We start from the raw sequence: 5,363 nt of genomic DNA, 5'->3' as shown, positions 1-5,363 counted from the left end.
CGGCCGATCCGCCGTCGCCAGTACCTGACCGCCGAATGGGCCGCGCTGGCGGAGCGCGCGGGAGTCGGCCGATCCGCGTCCCCGACTACCGGTGCGGCCACCGACGCAGCGCTCGCCGACAAGTGGCACCGCCTCGGCGGTGAGCTCATCGGCCGCTGGAACGAGCCGCATCGCCGGTACCACGACGAACGGCACCTCGAGGACGTGCTGCTCTCGCTCGACCAGCTCGCCGTGCGCGGAGAGCGGATCGCGCCGGCCGCACTGCTCGCCGCCTGGTTCCACGACGCGGTCTACGCCGGCACCGGAACCGACGAGACGGACTCGGCGCGCCTCGCGGTGGCGGCGCTCGCCGCGTTCGACCTCACTCCCGCCCTCGTGCGGCAGGTCGGCGACTTCATCGTCGCCACGGCCCCGGCTGCGGAACTGCCCTCGGTGGACCCGATGCTGGCCCACCTGCTCGACGCCGATCTCTCGATCTTCGGCGCGGGGGAGGAGCGCTACGAGCGCTACACGACCGCCGTGCGCGCGGAGTACGCGCATGTGCCCGAGGACCGGTTCCGGGCGGGCAGGGCCGAGATCCTGCGCGGGTATCTCGCGCATCCCGCGATCTACCGCACCGCGGCGGCCCGGCAGCTGTGGGAGGATCGCGCCCGAGCGAACCTCGAACGCGAGATCGCCGCGCTCGCGTCGCCGACGGCGCCATTGGGGCCGCTGTCGCCGGACGCGGGGAGTATGCCCGAATCGGCATGAACCGGATCGCGGGGAGATTCCTTCTCCGATCCGCCGTCGAAGTGGCAGACTGGCGGCATGCAGTCCACCCGTGCTCCGTCCGCGATCGTCACCGGCGTCGCGCTCATCGTGCTGCCCCTCGTCGCGTTGGCGCTCAAGGGCGTCTCGACCGGCTGGCTGATGGTCATCATCCTCTTCGGGCCGATCATCGGGCTGTTCCTCGGGTATGCGCTGCAGGTCGTGATCGCCGTTCAGGGGTTCCTCGTCCGGCGGGCCCTGTTCGCGGGGTCGGCCGACGCGAAGGGCGCGGCGGTTCCGGGGGCCGCGGCTGCCAGCCGGCGCGCCGCGCTCGCTGCCTGGACGAGCCTGACGGGGATCCTGCTGCTCGGCGTCTTCATGCCGGACGGCGGCGACAATTACTTCGGATCGACCTTCCAGCTGTGGCTCGGCGCCTACGGGCCGAACGCGGACGCCGTGCACGCCGCGACCGACGCGCTCAACACCGCCGTGGCCGGGATCGCCGCACTGCTCTGGCTCGGCGGGTTCGTCTGGCTGGCCGTCGAGTGGTTCATCGGTCTGCGCCGGCGCGCTACGCGGGTATGAGCGGATTGTGGCCGGCGAGGATCTCCTCGCCCTCGGCCACCGGCCCGGGCGGGGTGCCATCGCCGAAGGGCGAGCCGCCGAGCCGCTCGCGGTCGTGCGGATCGAGCCAGTCTCCGAGCTCCGGCCCTGCGGGTACGATCCGCGTCGGATTGATGTCCTCGTGCGTCACGTAGTAGTGCCGCTTGATCTGGACGAAGTCGATCGTGTCGCCGAAGCCCGGGGTCTGGAACAGATCCCGCGCATAGCCCCACAGATGCTCCATCTCGACGAGCCGGTTGCGGTTGGTCTTGAAATGCCCGTGATAGACGGGATCGAAGCGGGCGAGCGTGGTGAACAGCCGGACGTCGGCCTCGGTGATCGTCGGGCCCATCAGATACCGCCGCGTGGCGAGGCGATCCTCGAGCCAGTCCAGCGCCTCCCACAACCGCGCGTACGCGGCGTCGTAGGCCTCCTGGGATCCGGCGAAGCCGCAGCGGTACACTCCGTTGTTCACCTCGGTGAAGACGCGCCCGATCACCGGCCACATCTCGTCGATGAGCGCCTCGGGCAGCAGATCCGGCGCGCCCTCTCGATGGTACTCGCGCCACTGGGTCGAGAAGTCGAGGGTGATCTGGGGGTAGTCGTTCGTCACGACTCCGCCGCTCGGGATGTCGACGATCGCGGGCACCGTAATGCCGCGCGGGTAGCCGGGGAAGCGCGCGAAGTAGTTCTCCTGCAGGCGCTCGGTGCCGAGCACGGGGTCGCGGTCGCCGACGTTCTGCGGCTGCCCCTCGAGGTCGAAGGTCCAGGATCGCACGTCGTGCACCGGCCCTGGGCGGCCGAGCGAGATCACCGGCTCCAGACCGAGCAGACGCCGCACGATGACGGTGCGATTCGCCCACGGGCAGGCGTTCGCCGCGACGAGGCGGTACCGGCCCGGCTCCACCGGCCAGGCCTCCGCGCCCGTGGTGAGCCCGTAGCCGAGCGAGCCGACCTTCGACGTCGGGGGCGCGGCGAGCGCGCGAATCGCATCGGGATCCGCGACGATCCGATCCTCGATGTAGTTCGTGTCGCGATCGAACTCGGCGCCGCTCGTCACGTACGCGCCCCGGGTGGAGTGGGCGTCGTTCGACTGGTCGTTCCCCATGGTCCGGCCTCCCTCGGAATCGATTCGGATCCTACCCGCTGCGGCTCACGGAACCCGGTGAGCCTCCTCCGCCGCGGGTCCGAGCTACAGGGACGGCCTGCCGCTCCGGGGCCTGCCGCAAGCCTGTGTCTGGAGCAGGGGCGCATGCCGCTGTAGGAGATGGAACAACTTCTGCCCGGTGTCCGAATTCTCCAGTAGGCTGACCGGACTTTGATCTCGATCGAAGCACCGCGGGGTCGCGGGTGACCCTGCAATTCCAATGGAGGGATACCTATGCACGACCACCATCGTCCACGCGCGTTCTGGCGTCGAAGCGCCGCGCTCGCCACCGGAGCCGCCCTCGTGGTCTCCGGCGCGATCCTCGGCCTGCCCGCCGCTGCGGTCGCCGCCGAGGCCGGCGGCCAGAGCTCGGGGGACACCGTCTTCCCGAACGTCGGCAACAGCGGCTACGACGCGCTCCACTACGACGTGTCGATCAAGTACGAGCCCACCACCAATGCGATGGTCTCGACCACGACCCTGCGCGCGACCGCGGCGACCGCGCTCTCGTCGTTCTCGCTCGACTTCAAGGGTCTGAGCGTCGACAGCGTGACGGTGAACGGCGCACCGGCGACCTTCGAGCGGATCGACGACGCCGCTGCGACCAAGTTCAAGCTCGTCGTGACGCCCGCCGAGCCGGTCGTCGGCGAGTTCGTCACCGTCATCGAGTACTCGGGCGTCCCGGCGCACTACGTGGACCCCGACGGCTCCTGGGAGGGCTGGGTGAAGACGGACGACGGCGCCACGGCGGTGAACGAGCCGATCGGCGCGATGACCTGGTACCCGAACAACAACACGCCCAGCGACAAGGCCACCCACAAGTTCACGATCGACATACCGTCGAAGAACGCCGCCGGGGACTCCCTCGCCGCGGCGAGCAACGGCGTGCTCCGCTCCAAGAACTCCTACACGGAGGACGGCGTCAAGCGCACCAAGTGGGTGTGGAACCAGCCCGAGCAGCAGGCCACCTACCTGTCGCTCGTCTCCATCGGCGCCTACGACGTCTACGAGAACGACATCGAGCTGCTCGACGGCCGCACAATCCGCGAGTGGTCGTTCCTCGACTCGCAGCTCACGACCTCGCAGGTCAACACGACCCTCGCGAGCCGCGCGCGGATCCAGGAGGTCATGCAGTGGATGGAGAGCCGTTTCGGCCCCTATCCGGGCGTGAGCGCCGGCGTCGTCGTCGACCGCACGAGCCTCGGGTACGCGCTCGAGACGCAGGATCGCTCGTACTTCGAGCGCTCGGTGAGCTTCGGCACGCTCGTGCACGAGATCGGGCATCAGTGGTTCGGCAACGCCGTGTCGCCCGGTGACTGGAGCGACATCTGGCTGAACGAGGGCCCCGCGACCTACCTGCCGATGGCGTTCTCCTACGACAAGGGCGAGAACGCGAGCACGCCCGTCCAGCGTCTGCGCACGTCCTGGAACAGCCGCGCCGAGAACCACGCCTCGTGGGCCATCCCGCCGAAGATCACGAGCGGGGCGCAGCTCTTCAACAACTGGTCGGTGTACCAGCGACCCGGCCAGATGCTCGGCGCCATGGAGGACATCCTCGGCACGGAGACCTACGACGAGTTCATGAGCGAGTGGGTGAGCCGCAACAACGGCTCGCATGCGAGCCAGGCCGACTTCTACGATCTCGCCTCCGAGATCAGCGGCCTCGACTTCACTCCGTTCGGCACCGCCTGGGTGAACGCGCCGACCAAGCCGGCCTGGCCCGGCGATCCCGACCGTCACGAGCTCGCGCCCGCCTCCGATATCGCGGCCACCATCAGCGGCCCCGGCCGCGTCGGGGGCACGCTCTCCGTCGACCTGAGCGCCTGGCCCAAGGTGCTCGACGACGTCTCGATCAGCTGGCTGGTCGACGGCGAAGAGGCCGAGGGTTCGGACGACGGCACCTTCACGCTGACCGCGGATCATCTCGATGCGATCATCGGCGTGAGCGTCACTGCGCAGAACGACCGGGTGGCCCCCATCACCCGCGTCGCCCAGCGCGCGACCCCTGTCGCCGTCGGCTCGCTCCCCGCGGTCGCGGCGCCCAAGGTCAGCGGCACGGCCCAGGTCGGCAAGTCGCTCACGGCCAAGCCGGTCGACTGGGACGATGCGAACACCGCCACCTACCAGTGGCTGCGCAACGGCACGGCGATCGCGGGTGCGACCGCCAAGAAGTACACGGTCGCCAAGACCGACCTCGGCAAGCGCCTCTCGGTCCGCATCTCCGCGAATCGCGACGGCTACCAGCCGAAGAGCGCCACCAGCGAGAAGACCGACAAGGTCACGCTGCAGAAGCTCAACCGCAAGCCGAAGCCGGTCATCACCGGCAAGGCGGCGGTGGGCAAGACGCTCAAGGTGAAGACCGGCACGTGGAACACCGGCGTCACGCTGAAGTACCGCTGGACGGTCGCCGGCAAGAAGGCGGGCACCTCGGCCACCTACAAGGTGAAGAAGGCCGACGCGGGCAAGCGCGTCCGCGTCGTCGTCACCGGCAGTAAGAAGAACTTCGCCTCGGTCTCGAAGACGAGTTCGCCCGTGCGGGTCGCCAAGAGGTAAGGCAACGACCCGCTGACGCACCGCGGGGGCGCGGTCCCGGTTTCGATCGGGATCGCGCCCCCGCGCCGTGCGCGGCCGGCCGGATCAGGCCCGGCCGGCCGTTTCCGCGTCAGTGCTCAGGATCTGCCGTCGTCCGCCGCCGCGTCCACCGCTGCATTCGGCGCGACATCCGCGCACGCATCGACGCTTTCGGCGAGTTTCGTGGCGAGCCGCCGCAGCTCGCGCAGCTCGTCGTCGCTGAGGGCGCCGCCGGCCGAGAGGACTCCGTCGATGGCCGTCGCCATGCTGCCGGTGCCGAAAATCGTGAACGTCG

4 protein-coding genes and 1 pseudogene are annotated in these 5,363 nt (G+C 69.7%); 3 read left to right on the top strand and 2 right to left on the bottom strand.

The genetic code is table 11. The annotated features are described in order from the left end of the window. Nucleotides 1–750, top strand: a 750-nt coding sequence (locus ACFPZL_RS09550) for an HD domain-containing protein (protein ID WP_382335223.1), incomplete at its 5' end; no start/stop codon positions are given. A gap of 57 nt (nt 751–807) precedes the next feature. Then, nucleotides 808–1,332 carry a hypothetical protein gene (locus ACFPZL_RS09545; protein ID WP_218116279.1) on the top strand — a complete coding sequence of 175 codons (525 nt, stop codon included), beginning with the start codon at nt 808–810 and terminating at the stop codon, nt 1,330–1,332. Here the strand turns inward: ACFPZL_RS09545 and ACFPZL_RS09540 are convergent. Continuing rightward, complete coding sequence (locus ACFPZL_RS09540) at nt 1,319–2,458, bottom strand: glutathione S-transferase family protein (protein ID WP_218116278.1); 1,140 nt, start codon at nt 2,456–2,458, stop codon at nt 1,319–1,321. The genes ACFPZL_RS09545 and ACFPZL_RS09540 overlap by 14 nt on opposite strands. Before the next feature lie 273 nt (nt 2,459–2,731). Between ACFPZL_RS09540 and ACFPZL_RS09535 the strand changes: the two genes are divergently transcribed. After that, nucleotides 2,732–5,050, top strand: a complete 2,319-nt coding sequence (locus ACFPZL_RS09535; protein WP_218116277.1) for a M1 family aminopeptidase — start codon at nt 2,732–2,734, stop codon at nt 5,048–5,050. Nucleotides 5,051–5,166: 116 nt separating this feature from the next. On the opposite strand, the pseudogene ACFPZL_RS09530 reads toward ACFPZL_RS09535, so the two are convergent. Next, nucleotides 5,167–5,363: pseudogene (locus ACFPZL_RS09530) on the bottom strand (hypothetical protein); the annotation flags it as partial.

Origin of the sequence: Leucobacter soli (assembly GCF_042659205.1) — a bacterium.
GTDB lineage: Bacteria > Actinomycetota > Actinomycetes > Actinomycetales > Microbacteriaceae > Leucobacter > Leucobacter soli.
The sequence above is the reverse complement of the archived record's forward strand: the minus strand, read 5'-3'. Positions and strand labels throughout refer to the sequence as shown.

What these genes read in the sequence shown, in the direction of transcription:
- ACFPZL_RS09540 (WP_218116278.1), bottom strand. Translation starts at nt 2,458, where the DNA reads ATGGGGAACGACCAGTCGAACGACGCCCACTCCACCCGGGGCGCGTAC.
- ACFPZL_RS09545 (WP_218116279.1), top strand. Translation starts at nt 808, where the DNA reads ATGCAGTCCACCCGTGCTCCGTCCGCGATCGTCACCGGCGTCGCGCTC.
- ACFPZL_RS09535 (WP_218116277.1), top strand. Translation starts at nt 2,732, where the DNA reads ATGCACGACCACCATCGTCCACGCGCGTTCTGGCGTCGAAGCGCCGCG.